Source organism: Sphingomonas aerolata, from assembly GCF_003046295.1.
In the GTDB taxonomy this organism is placed as follows: domain Bacteria; phylum Pseudomonadota; class Alphaproteobacteria; order Sphingomonadales; family Sphingomonadaceae; genus Sphingomonas; species Sphingomonas aerolata.
In genome coordinates, this window is the sequence record NZ_PZZN01000001.1 from 537,634 (window position 1) to 552,773 (window position 15,140).

Consider the following 15,140-nt stretch of genomic DNA (forward strand, 5'->3'; position numbering starts at 1 on the left):
CCTAGCGCGCCAGCCGCCGATAAACCGACACCGCGATCAGCGCCATCGCGACCCCCGAGGCGGTGGCAGCCGCCGCCGCGCCGGCATCCACGAGCGCGATCGCCACCGGATTGCCCTGTCCACCATCGCGCATCGCGTCATCGAGCGCCATGAACGGCATGCCGAGCAGCCAACCGCTCATATAGCCGAACGCGGCGAGCGACATGAGCGGCAGGCCGGCGCCGCGCGTCAGCGACAGGCTGCGCCGGATCGCGGCGAACGCGCCGATCGGTCCCTCGGCGACAAGCACCGGCCCGGTCATCATCGTCCGGCCAAGAATGTAGAGGCCGGGAATCGCATAGAGAAGCAGCCCCGCCCCCGCTGGCAGCGACACCAGGATCATCGCGAGCAGATAGCGCGGCAGGAGCGTGGCAGAACGCCTGAGCGCTGTGCCGATATCGACCCGGTCACGGTCGAGATACAGCGTATAGACCGCCGCCATGCCGAAGAAGCTGAGCGCATAGGCCAGGCAGTACCAGCCGCCATTCGCCCCCGCCCAGTCGGTCACCGCCTGCGCCCAGACCAGCGCCTGCGCCTCGTCGCCGCGCGTCGCCGCATCGGGCAGCGGCGGGTCGGGCACGACGAGCGCGAGCGCGAAGGCAGGCAGGAACAGGAAGGGCCCGGCGATCCGGAGCAGCAGATCGCGGTCGCGCTTGAACAGGGCCCAGGCGTCTTTCAACACGCCCGTAAAGTCGATTTTCATTCGGTGATCGGTTTCTCTCGGGTGGCGACATAGAGCTGTGCCGTGAAGACATAGGCGAGCGCCATCAGCGCCGCACTGGCAAGCGCGCCGGCGATCCCGGCAAGGAACATCGCGGTCGGGATCTGGTCCCCGCCGAGGATCAGGCGAAAGACGAGCCCGACAACGGCCTGAGCGGCGAAGGTGGCGATCGCGAACACGATCCCGAACAGCAGAAGCACGCCGATCAGCTTCCAGGTGAGCCCGCGGGTCAGCGCGATCGAGCGGCGGATCGCGCCGAGCCCGAGCCGTTCGTTGAGCACGACCGCGGTCAGCAGCATCAGCCGCGCACTGGCCCAGATGGCGAGCAGGATCAGTGCAAGGCTGTAGAGCACGACGAACATCGCCGTCGCACGCGGCAGCTGCGGCATTCGCGCGGGCGCGCTGGCGGCAGCGGACGCGGCGGCAAAGTCGAAATGCGACGCGATCAGCGCGATGAACACCGGCGCCATCAAGACCAGCGCGATCAGCCCGACGACGAGCGACACGCCGAGCGCGGGCAGGAGCCGCGCCCGCGCCTGACGATAGGCCTCGGTGCGGTCGGTCGAGGGTTGCGTCGCCAGCGCGAGGATCGCGAGCGACCCCAGGATCGCGAGCAACGCGGACGCCACGGCGACGATGCCGGCGACGATCTGCACCGCCGGCTGCGGCGGGACGAGCAGGACGAGCGCGTTGTTGACGACCGGCGGGAGGACCAGGGTCGGCAACGCCACCGCCGCGATCTGGCCGCTACGCCCCGACAGGACCTCGGTGGTACGATCCCAGACCGTGCCGATTTTCACGCCTCTTCCCATCCGCCTGTTCCCCGTTTGCCGCCGGGCACGCGTGCCCGATACCGCCGCGACGTAGCCCAAGCCCCAGGCCTTGACCACTCCCGCGACGGTTGGACCAGCGGCGTGGCAGGCCCCTGCCCGCTTGCATCACCGGCGGCGAGTGCGCAGATGGGTCGCGTGACCGCTTCCCCCTTCCCGACCTCCGGCCGCCTCGCGCCCGCCGATCCACCGTCGCGCCTCGACGGGCTCGAATGGCGGACCGATACCGGCCTGACCCCCTATGCCGCCGCGCTCGCCGAAATGGAGGCGCGCGCCGCCGCGGTGACCGCAGGCGATGCGCGCGAGCTGATCTGGCTGCTCGAGCACCCGCCGGTCTATACCGCGGGGACCAGCGCGGATCCGGTCGACCTGGTCGATCCGCGTTTTCCCGTGTTCGATACCGGGCGAGGCGGCAAATACACCTATCACGGACCGGGGCAGCGGATCGGCTATCTGGTGCTCGACCTCGGACGACGCGGGCGCGACGTCCGGCGGTTCGTCCACGCGGTCGAGGACTGGGTGATCGCGGCGCTCGGCGAGGTCGGCGTCGCGGCGTTTTCGGTCGAGGGCCGTGTCGGCATCTGGACGCGCGATCCCAATCTTGGCGGCCGCGAGGCGAAGATCGGTGCGATCGGCGTGCGCGTGAAGCGCTGGGTGACGCTGCACGGCTTTGCGGTCAACATTGATCCGGACCTGACGCATTTCGGCGGAATCGTGCCGTGCGGCCTTGCGGAATACCCCGTTACCAGCCTGAAATCGCTCGGCACGAAGGTCGACATGGCAACTTTTGACGCTGCCCTGACGTTGACGAGCGGCGTGTTCCTTGAAACACTTTCTTTGGCTCAAGAAAACGAGGCTTGAGGGCCAGGCCTTTACAGATTAATGTCCACTACGATTTGGGTATATACCTGGCCTCCAGGCCTACCAAATCCTCTATCTAGGGAGCTTCCAAATGCGTTCACTCATCTCCAAGGTTCTGACCGGTTCGCTGATCGCCAGCGCAGCGCTTGCCGTTTCGGCATGCGGTCCGAAGACCGAGACCACGACCGACAACACGATGGTCACCGACATGAATGCCACCGAAGGCATGGACACGATGACCGACAACATGACCGCCGTTGACGGCGCGATGAACGACGGCATGATGGCGAACGACACGATGATGTCGAACGACACCATGATGACCAACAACATGATGTAATTTTCCGGTTTCGGAAGATTACATGATGCGGGGGGCCGTCCGGGAAACCGGGCGGCCCCTTGTCGTCGGGGCCCTGTCGATGACGGGGCGGCGGGATATGCGATGCCACCGCTAGCCCGGTTTGTTGCCCGCAATGTGCGATCTCGTTTCGGCTGCGACGGAAATCTGCGGCCCGGACCGTACCCGAAGCCGCGATCGGCTGCTGGGCCCCTCAAAACAGTTGGGAGTTGGCAAGAAACGCTTTAGAAATCTCGGGATGGAATGCCCGGGGAGTTGGGAATGAAGATGGTGCGTACTGCGCTGGCGCTCTGCGCGGCGAGCGGCTCGATGGCGTTGGCTCAGCCCGCCTCGGCCCAGTTTTTTCTGCAATCACGCGATTTCTCCGCGCCGGCGGTGACCGGGGACGAGGCCGATCTCGGCCAGGCGATGCCCGACGCCACCAGCGCGGAGAAGCGCGCGGCGATGGTCTGGCACATGCGTGCGGCGCTGAACGTCGCGGCGCTCCAGTGCCAGTTCGAACCGACGCTGCTGACGGTGTCGAACTACAATGCGATCCTCGCCGATCACGGCACCGAACTGCAGGGCGCCTTCGACACGCTCGGCAAATACTTCCTCCGCGTCAACAAGGCCAAGGGCGTCAAGGCCGGCCAGGCCGCGCTCGACCAGTTCGGCACGCGGACCTATTCGAACTTCGCGACCGTCGCCGCGCAATATGGCTTTTGCCAGACGACCGCATCGATCGGCCGCGACGCGCTGTTCACGCCGCGCGGCCAGTTCGGCGACTTGACGCTGCAGCGCACGCGCGAGCTGCGCAACAGCCTGATCCCCTGGGGCGAACAGCGTTTCCCGCGCTATATCGGCCGCGACCGGGTGAAGATGCCGCGGCTCGACCCGATCTGCTGGAACAAGAAGGCGGAATGGGTTGCCAAGAAGTGCGGCGCGCTCGACTGGCCCCCCGCGGCGGGCGTTGGCATCGCCAACCGCTGAACGTTTACCCCCCGGCCCTTGAGCCGGGGGCTTTCCCTGCCGGAGCGGGAAGGCGCGGCCTAGCGCAGCCCCAGCATCTTGTGCGTCTGGAGCGACAGACGCCATTGCGGACGCTCCATCACCAGCGCGACACAGGCATCGCGATTGGCATCCGCCTGCGGGTCGTCGAGCGGCTGGAGCAGCAGGTTTGCGAAATCCCATGTCTCGATATCGGCGATGTCGGTACCGGGCTGCGGCCAGACCAGCTTCAGCTCGTCGCCATGACGCTGGACGACGACGCTGCCCGCCTTGGGGCTGATACATACCCAGTCGATGCCGGGATGGACCGGCAGGGTGCCGTTGCTCTCGATCGCGATCCGGAAGCCTGCCGCGTGAAGCGCATCGACGATCGCATCGTCGATCTGGAGCATCGGTTCGCCCCCGGTGAGCACGACAAACCGGTCCTGCGTCCCGGCACCCCAGAACCCCGCAACCGCGTCCGCCAGCGCGCGCGCATCGGCGAACTTGCCGCCGCCCAGCCCGTCGGTGCCGACGAAATCGGTATCGCAGAACCGGCAGACCGCGGTCGCGCGATCCTGTTCGCGTCCCGACCACAGATTGCACCCGGCAAAGCGCACGAACACCGCCCGGCGGCCGGCATTCACGCCCTCGCCCTGCAGCGTCAGGAACATTTCCTTGACCGCGTAACTCATGTCAGACCGGCTTGACCGCGTAGACGGTGGGATCCGCGATCCCCGCCTCGTCAAAGCCGCGCGACCGGAGCCGGCAGCTGTCACACTCGCCGCAATGCTTGCCGTCGGGCGTCGGGTCGTAGCACGACCAGCTGAGCCCGAGGTCGAGCCCGAGCCGCGTGCCCTCGCGGACGATATCCGCCTTGGTCATGTGCTGGAGCGGCGCCTGGATGCGGAACGGATCGCCCTCGACCCCCGCCTTGGTCGCGAGTTCGGCCAGCCCCTCGAATGCGGCGATGAATTCGGGACGGCAATCCGGATAACCCGAATAATCGAGCGCGTTGACGCCGATATAGATGTCGCGCGCGCCCGCCGCCTCGGCCCAGCCGAGCGCGAGGCTAAGGAAGATCGTGTTGCGGGCGGGGACATAGGTAACGGGGATGCCGCCCGCATCATCGGTGCCGACACCGTCCTTGGGCACGTCGATATCGGCGGTGAGCGCCGAGCCGCCGAACGCGGACAGGTCCATCGGCAGGACAATGTGGCGTTCGGCGCCGAGCGCGGTGGCGACGCGGCGCGCGGCGTCGAGCTCGACGCGGTGACGCTGGTTATAGTCGAACGACAGCGCGAGCAGGCGCCGGCCGGATTCCCGCAGCATGGCGGCGGAAACCATCGAGTCGAGGCCGCCCGAGACGAGGGCGACCGCTAAGGGAGCTGATGATGTCATGATGCGCGACGCGCTAGGCCAGACCGCGGCAAAAAGAAAGGGCCGCCCGAAGGCGGCCCTGAAAGGTTGGCGCTAATAGCAGCCTCAAGGGAGAAACGTGCTGAAATCTCTAAAGCACGAGGGAGGTATAGCCCGGCGCGGTAAACAGCGCATTAACGCCGCGCAATTTCCCACCGTCACGTGAATGAGAAACGCGTCATTCCTCGACCGGAACAGGAAATTTCTTTGCACAGAATGCGCAGTCGACCTGGATGAAGCCACTCTCGTCCGCCATGTCGCGGCGTTCGTCGATCGGGAATTTCGCAATCACGCCCCGAATATAGTCGGGATCGCACCGGCAGCCGCGCGTGATGGGAATATCGGCGAGGATGCGGACGTCGCTGTCCTCGTTGAACAACCGCCACACCAGCGTCTCGAGCGGCAGCGCCGCATCGGTCAGCTCGTCCGCGCCCATCGTGTTGCCGAGCGTGGCGACATGCTCCCATTCGGGATGGTCGAGCTTGGTATGCAGCCGCTCGCGGCCGTCCTCGCCCTCGGGCAGATGCTGGAGGAACAGGCCGCCCGCGACGCACCGCCCGTCGGGCCCCTTCGCCATGCCGGTGCGGACCATCGTCGGGATCTGTTCGGACTGGGTGAAATAGCTCTGCGCGGCCTCAGACAGCGTATCGCCGTCGAGCGGGACGATGCCCTGATACCGCTCGTTGCTGCTCGCCATGTCGAAGGTGATCGCGAGATAGCCTTGGCCGAACAAGGCGAACAGGGTCGGCTCGGCGGGCGCCTGGGCGAGCTTGTCCGCATCGTATTCGATATAGCCGCGCACCTCGCCGCCGCGGTAATCGCAGACCAGCAGCTGCACGACGCCATTGTCGGTCCGGGTCTGCATCGTCAGCTGGCCGCTCGCGTCCTTCAGCGTCGAGCCGATCAGCGCGGCGAGCGTCAGCGCCTCGGCGAGCAGCTTCTCGATCGCAGGCGGATAGGCGTGCGCGGCGAGCACCTCGTCGAGCGCGGTACCGAGCCGGACGATCCGGCCACGGGCACTGCGCGCGGGGATCGCGAATGCCAGCGCGCGGTCGAGATCGGTCATGTTGGGGTCGTTCACCATCGTTCCTTCGGCATCCCCCGTCGCGGCGTCATCCCCGCGCAGGCGGGGATCCAAAGCGACATACGCTGGTGGTCTCACCACCAGCTCGGAGTTTATGGATTCCCGCCTCCGCGGGAATGACGGAAATGGGGGCTGACCTGCGCCCGATCAACCAACCGGGCGCTTCAGCCGATCTGCCCGAAGCACCAGCGCAGCACCGATTTCTGCGCGTGGAGGCGGTTTTCGGCCTCCTGCCAGATCAGCGACTGCGGGCCGTCGATCACCTCGGGCGTGACCTCCTCGCCGCGATGCGCAGGGAGGCAGTGGAGGAACTTCGCATTGGGCCGCGCGAGCGCCATCAGCGCGGCGTCGACCTGATAGGGGGCAAGGGCCTTCAGCTTGCTCTCGGCATTGGCCTGCCCCATCGAGATCCAGGTGTCGGTGACGATGATGTCTGCACCTTCGACCGCCTCGCGCGGATCGGCGACGACGCGCGCGCGGCCCGAGGCGCGGACGATCGCCTCCTCTTCGGGCTGGAACCCCTGCGGGCAGGCGGCGACGACGTCGAACTGCATCAGCCCGGCGGCCTCGACGATCGAGGCGAGCACGTTGTTGCCATCGCCCAGCCACGCGACCTTTAGCCCGGGCAGCGCCTTGCCGCTTTCGATGATCGTCAGCAGGTCGGCCATGATCTGGCACGGATGCGACGCGTCGGTCAGCCCGTTGATGACGGGGACGCTGGCATGATGCGCCATCTCCTCGACCTTGGCATGATCGTCGGTGCGGATCATGATCGCGTCGACATAGCCCGACAGCACGCGCGCGGTGTCGGCGATCGATTCGCCGCGCCCGAGCTGCATGCTGCCGGCATCGGCGACGATCGACGTCCCACCGAGCTGGCGGATCGCCATGTCGAAGCTGAACCGTGTACGCGTCGAGTTTTTTTCGAACACCATCGCCAGCGTGTGGCCGGCAAGCGGGGCGTCAGCATCCGTGCGGCCCTTGGGGAAGCCGGCGCGCGCGGCCTTGCGATCGAGCGCGTCGGCAAGCATCGCGGCGACGCCGTCGGGGCCGGCGTCGGTGAGATTCAGGAAATGGCGGTTGTTCATGGTAACGACCCCGTAAGAAGTTCCGTTCGTCCTGAGTAGGGGCTGAGCGAAGCCGAAGACCCATATCGAAGGACAGTGCCCCAAGCGGGCCAGTCCTTCGATACGCCACTTCGACTTCGCTCAGTGGCTACTCAGGACGAACGGGGTTTAGTGACCGCGCAAAGGCGCTCAATCGTCGGCGGCGGGCACATAAACGCGCGCGGCGGTCGACAGCTTGTCGATGCATTCGGCGATATGGCTCTCGTCGATCACCAGCGGCGGCAGGATGCGGATGACGTTCTCGCCCGCTGCGACCAGCAGCAGGTTGTGATGATCGCGTGCGAACGCGACGAACGCACGGCTGTCGCTTTTCAGCTTCAGCCCGAGCATCAGCCCGGTGCCGCGCACGCTGTCGAACAGGTGATCGTGATTGGGGATCATCTGTTCGAGGCCCTGGCGCAGCCGGTCGCCCATCGTGGCGACATGTTCGAGGAAGCCGTCCTCAAGGATCACGTCGAGCACCGCTTCGCCCGCGGCCATCGCCAGCGGGTTGCCGCCATAGGTCGAGCCGTGCGTCCCCGCGACCATGCCCTTGGCCGCCTCCTCGGTCGCGAGGCACGCGCCGAGCGGGAAGCCGCCGCCGATCCCCTTGGCGACCGACATGATATCGGGGGTGATGCCGTAGAGGTCATGCGCGAACAGCTTGCCGGTCCGGCCATAGCCGCACTGGACCTCGTCGAGGACGAGCAGCAGCCCGTGCTCGTCGCAGGCCTTGCGCAGGCCCTGGAGGAATTCGGGGCTCGCCTGGCGGATACCGCCCTCGCCCTGGATCGGCTCGACCAGGAACCCTGCGGTGGTGTCGTCGATCAGCGCGAGCGCACCCTGGAGATCGTTGAACTTGGCATAAGCGAATCCGGGCAACAGCGGTTCGAACCCGTCGCGCATCTTGGCCTGGTTGGTCGCAGAGATCGTGCCGAGCGTGCGGCCGTGGAACGCGGTGTCGAACGTGATCAGCGTATGACGCTCTGGATTGCCGTTCGCGAAATGATAGCGGCGCGCGGTCTTGATCGCGCACTCGACCGCTTCCGCACCCGAATTGGTGAAGAACACGGTGTCGGCGAACGTGTTGTCGACGAGCCGCTGCGCGAGATGCTCGCCCTGCGGTGAGCCGTACAGGTTCGACACGTGCATCAACGTCGCCGCCTGGTCGGCGATCGCCTTGGTCAGGTGCGGGTGGCCATGGCCGAGCGCGTTGACCGCGATGCCGCTGGCGAAGTCGAGATATTGCTGGCCGTCCTCACCGAACAGATAGGCGCCCTCGCCTCGGACCGGACGCACGCCACACCGCGGGTAGACGGGCATGAGCGGGGTGATGGTCACAGGCGCTTCCTCTTCGAAACGAGAAGGGCGGCCCGTGATGGACCGCCCCGGAGGCGCCTAATACCGGTGACGGGGGATGGGCGTCAACCAGTCGGTGCGTCGTTGGTCAGGTCGGTCACCTCGATGCGCGGGCGGTTCGATCGGATGCGCATGCGCGTGTCCTTCCCGGACGCAACGTCATAGACAAGCGAATAGCGCTCGACGCGCGCCAGCCCGGGCGCACCCTGGGCAAGCGCGAGAGGACGATAGACGCGTCCGGTGATCGACTGCTCGACCAGGTCCAGCCATTTGCCGCCCGCGTTCTCCGATTGCCGGACGACATCGACATCCCGGACAAGTCCCTCTGCGTCGATACGGAAGGCGACGTCGATCCATTGCGGCTCGTTATCGCCCGTCAGCGTGACGATCGTCGACTGGTTCTGCCTCGCTTTGGGAAGGTCGATCGGTGGCGCATAGACCAAGGTCGCGACGGTCGACCGCGTCCTCTGCGGCAGGCTTGCGACCTCGGCCTTCGCAGCCGCCAGCGCCTCGGGCCCAGAAGCAAAGCGCTGTTCCAGTGTTGCCGCCACCTCGCGAAACGGCGCCAGCGCCGGATCGTCGGTCCGCGTGATGCGCGCGATCGCCGACCGCGCACGCGGTGCGTAACCGCGTTCGACGCTCGCGAGCGCGGCATAGACCGCCGCGATCCTCAGCAGCGCATGCCCCTCGACCGTCTTCTGTCCCGTCGCTGCGGCCTCCCTAGCGACGCGATTGAAGATGCCCCGCGCGGCATCGAAGCGGAGGTCCCGCACCATCGCGTCACCGACCAGCAGGCGCTGCATCAGGACACGCTCATCCTTTGCCCCGAACCCGTCCTTCAGGATGTCGAGCGTATCGATCGACATGATACGGGCGGTGTCGACCTGTCCGTTGAGGCTGGCCAGCCGGCCGCTTGCACGGACCAGATCCGACACGTCGACCGGCAGCGCCTTCGCATAACCCCCGTTGCGCTTGCGCGCCTTGGACAGGGTTCTGCGCGATGCGACATAGTCGCCGGCAAGAAACTGGCTCTCGGCATGGGCGAGGGACGCGTCAATCTCGTCCTTGGGCGAACAGGCGCGTGCGATGCAGTCCGCAAGTGCCTTTGCCGTATTCGACGTGCGGGGTGCGACCACGACGATCGTCTTGTCGCCCGCCAGGTTTGGCGCCGGATCGGGTGGAGGCGCGGCGGCCGCGACGGCTTGCAACAACGCAATGGCCAATAGGGGCATCCGACGCACTCCCGCCTACCGAGGACTGCGAACGATATTGGTATCGGCGCCCACGTCAACCGCCGCCTGCCGGAGGCCGATCCGTTACGGACCAGTCAAGCGTCGATCGCTTCCTCGTCGAGCCGTCCGGCATTTTCCTGGATGAAGGCAAAGCGGTGCGCGGGGTTGTTGCCCATCAGGCGGTTGACCAGGTCCTTCACCCCTGCCCGCTCCTCATATTCCTGCGGCAGGGTGATGCGCAGCATGCCGCGGGTGGCGGGGTCCATCGTCGTCTCGCGGAGCTGGCCGGGGTTCATCTCGCCAAGCCCTTTGAAGCGGCCGACATCGACCTTCTTGCCCTTGAACACCGTGCGTTCGAGTTCGGCGCGGTGTGCGTCGTCGCGCGCATAGACGCTCTTGGTGCCGACGGTCAGGCGGTAGAGCGGCGGCTGCGCGAGATAGAGATGCCCGCGACGGACGATGTCGGGCATTTCCTGGAAGAAGAACGTCATCAGCAGCGTCGCGATATGCGCGCCGTCGACGTCGGCGTCGGTCATGATGACGACCCGTTCGTAGCGCAGATTGTCCGCGACACAGTCCTTCCGCGTGCCGCACCCGAGCGCCAGCGTCAGGTCCGCGATTTCCTGGTTCGCGAAGATCTTCGCACTGGTCGCGGACGCGACGTTCAGGATCTTGCCGCGGATCGGCAGGATCGCCTGCGTCTTGCGATCGCGCGCCTGCTTCGCCGAGCCGCCAGCGGAATCGCCCTCGACGATGAACAGCTCGGTGCCCTCGGGCGAGTTGGCGGAACAGTCGGTCAGCTTGCCGGGCAGCCGCAATTTGCGGGCGGACGTCGCGGTCTTGCGCTTGACGTCGCGTTCCTGCTTGCGGCGCAGGCGCTCGTCCATCCGCTCGAGCACATAGTTCAGCAGTGCCTTGCCGCGGTCCATATTGTGGCTGAGGAAATGGTCGAAATGGTCGCGCACCGCCTTCTCGACGAGGCCCGCGGCCTCGGGGCTGGTCAGGCGGTCCTTGGTCTGGCTCTGGAACTGCGGTTCGCGGATGAACACCGACAGCATCAGCTCGCTGCCGATCATCACGTCGTCCGCGCTGATATCCTTGGTCTTCTTGTTGCCGACCAGATCGCCGAACGCGCGCAGGCCGCGCACCAGCGCCTGGCGCAGGCCCTGTTCGTGCGTGCCGCCATCAGGGGTCGGGATGGTGTTGCAATACCAGCTGTACGAGCCGTCGCTCCACAGCGGCCAGGCGATCGCCCATTCGACGCGCCCTTGCGTCTCGCCCTGCGCGCTCGGGAAATCCTGCGAGCCGGAGAAGAAGTCGGCGGTCGCGCATTCGCGGCCCGCGACCTGGTCGCGCAGATGGTCGGCGAGCCCGCCGGGGAACTGGAACACCGCCTGCGCGGGCGTATCGTCGCTGATCAGTTCGGGCGCGCAGTGCCAGCGAATCTCGACGCCCGCGAACAGATAGGCCTTGGACCGGACGAGCTTGTGCAGCCGCTGCGGCTTGAAGTTGAGCTCGTTGCCGAAGATCTCGGTGTCGGGGGTGAAGGCGACGCTGGTGCCGCGGCGGTTGGGGGTGGTCCCGAGCCGCTCGATCGGGCCGAGCGTCTGCCCCTTGGCGAAGCGCTGGCGATAAAGCTGGCGGTCGCGCGCGACCTCGACGACGGTGTCGGACGACAGCGCGTTGACGACGCTGATGCCGACGCCGTGCAGACCGCCCGAGGTCGCATAGGCCTTGCCCGCGAACTTGCCGCCCGAATGCAGCGTCGAAAGGATCACCTCGAGCGCGGACTTGTCGGGGAATTTGGGATGCGGATCGACCGGGATCCCGCGGCCATTGTCGACGATCGTCAGCCGGTTGCCGGGCTCGAGCGTGACCTCGATCCGCGTCGCGTGACCTGCGACCGCCTCGTCCATCGCATTGTCGAGCACTTCGGCGGCGAGGTGGTGCAGCGCGCGCTCGTCGGTGCCGCCGACATACATGCCCGGGCGGCGGCGGACGGGTTCGAGCCCCTCGAGCACCTCGATCGAGGACGCGTCATAGGTCGGGGCGGTCTTGGACTGGGTCGTGAACAGGCCTTCGGGCAGGTCTTCTGGCATGACGTGGTATATGGCTTAGCCAGCGATCCGTGCAAGCGCGCAACCGCTGTTGCGGAAAAGCCACAACATGAACTTTCCGTCATGTTTTCGTCATGTTCGCGGATATATTGGCGGGACGCTCCGTTTCTTGGTTGTCTTAGATCAATCATATCCGGAGCTTACATGCGTACATCCCTCTATGCCGGCCTCGCTGGCGCGGTCATTCTCGGTCTCACGGCATCGCCGGCATTCGCGCAGGAGACCACCGAGGACGCACCGTTCAACGGTCTCTATGTCGGCGCAGCGGGTGGTTATGACGTGCAGCCAAACGATGCAGGATCGTCGATCCTGTTCGATCGCAATCTCGACGGGCGGTTCGGGGATGCGGTGACGACGGCAGCCGGCGCCAACGCGTTCAGCAGCGGGTTCTGCAACGGCGCGACGACCGCGACGACGCTGACCGGTGGCCGCGGCTGCCGCAAGGACAAGGACGGCGCCGCTTATTATGGCCGCGTCGGCATGGATACGCAGCGCGGCAACATCGTCGTCGGCGTGGTCGGCGAATTCGGCAAGAGCGAGATCACCGACAGCGTCACCGCCTTCTCGACGACGCCCGCCAGCTACGTGATGACGCGCAGCGTCGACTGGGAAGCCTCGATCCGCGGCCGTGCGGGCTATGCGGTCAACACCACGCTGTTCTACGGCACGTTCGGTGCGGGCTATGCCAAGATCGACCGGGATTTCTACAGCACCAACACCGGCAACGCCTATCAGCAGAGCGGCAAGCGCCAGCAGTTCGGCATCCTCGGCGGCGGCGGTATCGAGCAGAAGGTCACGCCGAACATCTCGGTCGGCATGGAATATATGTTCCATCAGTATCAGGACGACGATTTCCGCGTCCGCGTGACGCAGGGCACGCAGCCGGCGACGAACCCGTTCGTGCTGGCGCCGAACACGACCGGCACGGACTTCCGTCGCAGCGACGACAAGTTCCGCTGGCACAGCCTGCGCGCGACGGCGGCATTCCGGTTCTAAGCGCAGGGTGGTGTGACGCCGAACGGCGTCACGCCACCCGAGCTCGGCCGGCGTCGCACCAGCGACGTCCGACGACGCGGCTTCGCCGCGGCGCGGCTGAGGACTGAGGGCCGCTTCCCGACACGGGAGGCGGCCCTTTTTTTCGTGGATATGGTTTCCCCAAGGAACCACCCCGGCGAAGGCCGGGGCCCAGTTGGGGACAGAGGCAATTACGCGTTGCCCGCCGTTACCACGGCCTTCCCAACTGGGCCCCGGCCTCCGCCGGGGTGGTGCTGGGGATTGGCTACGCGACAGGCATACATCCGAGGCACGGAGAGCGGAAACGCCCCCCCCCAAACCTCAGCGTGCGCGCGGGCCGCCGAAGGGGAGTGGCGGCGTCGGGCGGCGGTCGCGGCGGGGCAGCTGGGCCTGATAGGCGTGACCGCAATGCGCGACGCAGTAGGGGAAGCCCGGGTTCACCTTGTCGCCACAAAAGTGAAAATCGGGCTCGCCGGGATGGCCGAGCGGCCATTTGCAGATGCGGTCGTTGAGCTCCAGCAGGCTCGTCTTGTCCGCCATTTCGGGCGAAGGCTTGGCGGGGACGAGACGCCGCGGCGGGGCGGGCGTGCTCGGCGGCTGCTGCTCGCCAGGCGCCTGGCGGAGAAAACCGCCGGGTCCGATCGAGCGCAGGATCGGCTGCGGTGCGCGGACCGGTGCGGCGGCGGGTTCGACCGCGTCGTCGTCCTCATCCTCGTCCTCGTCGGCGTCCTCATCCGCATCGGCGGCGACGGGTGCCGTTCGCGGCGCCGGCTCGGGTGCGGCGGCAACGGGAGCGGGTTCAGGCGCCGGAGCCGGCGCTGCGGCGACAGGTTCGGCGGCGACCGCGGGCGGCGTGTCGACGACGGGCGACTCGGCCGGCCTGGCCTCGACCGCCTTCGCTTCTGCGTTCTTCGCGTCGGGATCGTTGGGCTTCACCGGCGACGGGCGCGCCTGAAGCTCAAGGCGGTGCGCCTTGCCGATCACGGCGTTGCGGCTGACGCCACCCAGCGCTTCGGCGATCTGGCTGGCGGTCTGGCCGGCTTCCCACATCGTCTTGAGCGTCTCGATACGCTCGTCGGTCCAGGACATGTTCGTTCCTCAGTCTTCGGGTCGGCCGGTATAGTCTTCGTCAACCGGGTTGCGGGCGACAGCGGCAGCGATTACCCGCAACCCCCATGAGCAGCCAGCCCCCAATCGGTGAAATCCAGTCGGCGGTGCAATCCGCCCCCGGCGTTCCCGTCATTCGCAACGTGAACTGGGAGGGACTTCGTACCCTCTATATCAAGGAGGTGCGCCGGTTCTTCAAGGTCCAGCTGCAGACGGTGTGGGCACCGGCGATGACGACATTGCTGTTCCTGATCGTTTTCACCATCGCGACGGGCGCCAAACGCCCCGTGCTGGTCGGCGGCGAGACCGTGATGTTCGCCGATTTCATCGCCCCCGGGCTGATCATCAGCCAGGGCATGATGGGGCCCGCCTTCGCCAATGCGAGCTTCTCGCTGCTGGTCGGCAAGATGCAGGGCACGATCGTCGACTATCTTCAGCCGCCGCTGTCCACCGCCGAGCTGCTCGCAGCGCTGGTCGGCGGTGCGGTGACGCGTGCGGTGCTGGTCGGGTGCGTCGTCTGGGCGGCGATGGCGCTGTATCCGGGCGTCCACGTCACGCCGCATGCCCCGCTCGCAATCCTGTGGTTCGGCCTGCTCGGCGCGACCTTCCTCGCGCTGCTCGGCGTGCTGACGTCGATCTGGGCGGACAAGTTCGACCATGCCGCCGCGGTGACCAACTTCGTCGTCGCGCCGCTGTCGCTGCTGTCGGGCACCTTCTATTCGGTCGACACGCTGGCGCCCGCGTTCCGCGCGTTCAGCCACGTCAATCCGTTCTTCTACATCATCTCGGGCTTTCGCTACGGCTTTCTGGGCGTTGCCGATTCGCCGGTGCTCGTCGGCGGCCTCGTCATCCTGGCGATCGACGTCGCGCTCGCCACCCTGTGCTACATGCTGCTGAAAAGCGGCTGGAAACTGAAGAACTAGGCTC

The 15,140-nt window shown here is 66.7% G+C and carries 15 protein-coding genes; 5 read left to right on the forward strand and 10 right to left on the reverse strand.

What is annotated here, in order from left to right:
• Position 1: 1 nt before the first annotated feature.
• Both C8J24_RS02555 and C8J24_RS02560 read right to left on the reverse strand, forming a co-directional pair.
• Entirely contained in the window at positions 2 to 742 is a 741-nt protein-coding gene (locus tag C8J24_RS02555) for a YciC family protein (RefSeq protein WP_107930075.1), read from the reverse strand.
• Positions 739 to 1,560 (reverse strand): DUF7847 domain-containing protein, encoded by an 822-nt coding sequence (locus tag C8J24_RS02560; protein WP_107930077.1) that lies wholly within the window; start codon positions 1,558 to 1,560, stop codon positions 739 to 741. The genes C8J24_RS02555 and C8J24_RS02560 overlap by 4 nt, the downstream gene beginning before the upstream one ends.
• A 168-nt stretch (positions 1,561 to 1,728) precedes the next feature.
• Between C8J24_RS02560 and lipB the strand changes: the two genes are divergently transcribed.
• From lipB to C8J24_RS02575, 3 genes are all read left to right on the forward strand, one after another.
• Positions 1,729 to 2,451, forward strand: coding sequence for a lipoyl(octanoyl) transferase LipB (lipB, locus tag C8J24_RS02565; protein WP_277352391.1), 723 nt, complete (start codon positions 1,729 to 1,731; stop codon positions 2,449 to 2,451).
• 91 nt (positions 2,452 to 2,542) lie between these two features.
• A complete protein-coding gene (locus C8J24_RS02570) occupies positions 2,543 to 2,791 on the forward strand; it encodes a hypothetical protein (RefSeq protein ID WP_031396007.1) in 249 nt (82 codons plus the stop codon).
• Between the two features lie 279 nt (positions 2,792 to 3,070).
• Positions 3,071 to 3,778 carry a hypothetical protein gene (locus C8J24_RS02575; protein ID WP_031441566.1) on the forward strand — a complete coding sequence of 236 codons (708 nt, stop codon included), beginning with the start codon at positions 3,071 to 3,073 and terminating at the stop codon, positions 3,776 to 3,778.
• Positions 3,779 to 3,837: 59 nt separating this feature from the next.
• On the opposite strand, the gene queE is transcribed toward C8J24_RS02575, so the two are convergent.
• The 7 genes from queE to parE all read right to left on the reverse strand — a co-directional run bounded on the left by queE (position 3,838) and on the right by parE (position 12,074).
• Positions 3,838 to 4,470 (reverse strand): 7-carboxy-7-deazaguanine synthase, encoded by a 633-nt coding sequence (gene queE, locus C8J24_RS02580; protein ID WP_107930082.1) that lies wholly within the window; start codon positions 4,468 to 4,470, stop codon positions 3,838 to 3,840.
• A gap of 1 nt (position 4,471) precedes the next feature.
• Positions 4,472 to 5,176: a 7-cyano-7-deazaguanine synthase QueC gene (gene queC, locus C8J24_RS02585; protein WP_056406059.1), complete on the reverse strand. Its 705-nt coding sequence runs from the start codon at positions 5,174 to 5,176 to the stop codon at positions 4,472 to 4,474.
• Between the two features lie 196 nt (positions 5,177 to 5,372).
• Positions 5,373 to 6,278: an Hsp33 family molecular chaperone HslO gene (hslO, locus tag C8J24_RS02590; protein WP_031396003.1), complete on the reverse strand. Its 906-nt coding sequence runs from the start codon at positions 6,276 to 6,278 to the stop codon at positions 5,373 to 5,375.
• A 164-nt stretch (positions 6,279 to 6,442) separates the two neighbouring features.
• Positions 6,443 to 7,366, reverse strand: a complete 924-nt coding sequence (argF, locus tag C8J24_RS02595) for an ornithine carbamoyltransferase (protein ID WP_107930084.1) — start codon at positions 7,364 to 7,366, stop codon at positions 6,443 to 6,445.
• Between the two features lie 168 nt (positions 7,367 to 7,534).
• Complete coding sequence (locus C8J24_RS02600; RefSeq protein WP_107930086.1) at positions 7,535 to 8,725, reverse strand: aspartate aminotransferase family protein; 1,191 nt, start codon at positions 8,723 to 8,725, stop codon at positions 7,535 to 7,537.
• Between the two features lie 83 nt (positions 8,726 to 8,808).
• Positions 8,809 to 9,975 (reverse strand): hypothetical protein, encoded by a 1,167-nt coding sequence (locus tag C8J24_RS02605; protein ID WP_146163619.1) that lies wholly within the window; start codon positions 9,973 to 9,975, stop codon positions 8,809 to 8,811.
• Between the two features lie 95 nt (positions 9,976 to 10,070).
• Positions 10,071 to 12,074, reverse strand: coding sequence for a DNA topoisomerase IV subunit B (gene parE, locus C8J24_RS02610; protein ID WP_107930090.1), 2,004 nt, complete (start codon positions 12,072 to 12,074; stop codon positions 10,071 to 10,073).
• Positions 12,075 to 12,236: 162 nt separating this feature from the next.
• On the opposite strand from parE, the gene C8J24_RS02615 reads away from it, so the two are divergent.
• Positions 12,237 to 13,088 carry an outer membrane protein gene (locus tag C8J24_RS02615; RefSeq protein WP_031441557.1) on the forward strand — a complete coding sequence of 284 codons (852 nt, stop codon included), beginning with the start codon at positions 12,237 to 12,239 and terminating at the stop codon, positions 13,086 to 13,088.
• 339 nt (positions 13,089 to 13,427) lie between these two features.
• Here C8J24_RS02615 and C8J24_RS02620 read toward each other — a convergent pair whose 3' ends face one another.
• Complete coding sequence (locus C8J24_RS02620; protein ID WP_107930092.1) at positions 13,428 to 14,195, reverse strand: GcrA family cell cycle regulator; 768 nt, start codon at positions 14,193 to 14,195, stop codon at positions 13,428 to 13,430.
• 86 nt (positions 14,196 to 14,281) lie between these two features.
• Here C8J24_RS02620 and C8J24_RS02625 point away from each other — a divergent pair, with 86 nt between their 5' ends.
• Positions 14,282 to 15,136: an ABC transporter permease gene (locus C8J24_RS02625; protein ID WP_031441650.1), complete on the forward strand. Its 855-nt coding sequence runs from the start codon at positions 14,282 to 14,284 to the stop codon at positions 15,134 to 15,136.
• Positions 15,137 to 15,140: the final 4 nt, after the last annotated feature.